Source organism: Acinetobacter lwoffii, from assembly GCF_024129355.1.
Classification (GTDB): Bacteria; Pseudomonadota; Gammaproteobacteria; order Pseudomonadales; family Moraxellaceae; genus Acinetobacter; species Acinetobacter lwoffii_I.
On sequence record NZ_JAMXXP010000096.1, the window covers coordinates 1 to 492 of the forward strand.

Consider the following 492-nt stretch of genomic DNA (forward strand, 5'->3'; position numbering starts at 1 on the left):
ATAAGAGATTTTATGTTAAATTACTAACTATAAATTCTATTTAAAACATATATTTATTTAATAGTTATGCCATAGTTTTTCTTATCATATTTAGCTACATAAGGAGCTACTTCGTGATTAATCTTTTTATCACTTTTATCTAGGTATGAAAGTTTTATCGAATCCTCATTATGATGCTCATAATTAATGGCGTATTTATATTCTGAATAAGGATAAAGAGTACCTAAACTATAAGTTTTTTGAGCGCTAATATAAGTTATTTTAAGGTCGGTAATTGGGTAATCAGTCTGATTTTTAATAGAAATATATCCAGTTTTTTCAAATGGCTGGCATCCTATAAGTAGAAATAATACAAGACAGTAAAATAGGCTATTCTTCATTTTGATAGTTCTGTTAAATTGGCCTTATGAGTTTATTAATAACGATAACTTGTGAGATATCACAGCTATTATCTACTTCTGTTATCCAGGAATAATTGTTTTTTTCTAAAGG

General features: G+C 26.4%; 1 protein-coding gene. It reads right to left on the reverse strand.

Features of this window, described 5'->3' with window-relative positions; translation table 11 throughout:
• Window positions 1–53 precede the first annotated feature (53 nt).
• Complete coding sequence (locus tag NI468_RS16145; protein WP_005098935.1) at window positions 54–380, reverse strand: hypothetical protein; 327 nt, start codon at window positions 378–380, stop codon at window positions 54–56.
• Window positions 381–492: the final 112 nt, after the last annotated feature.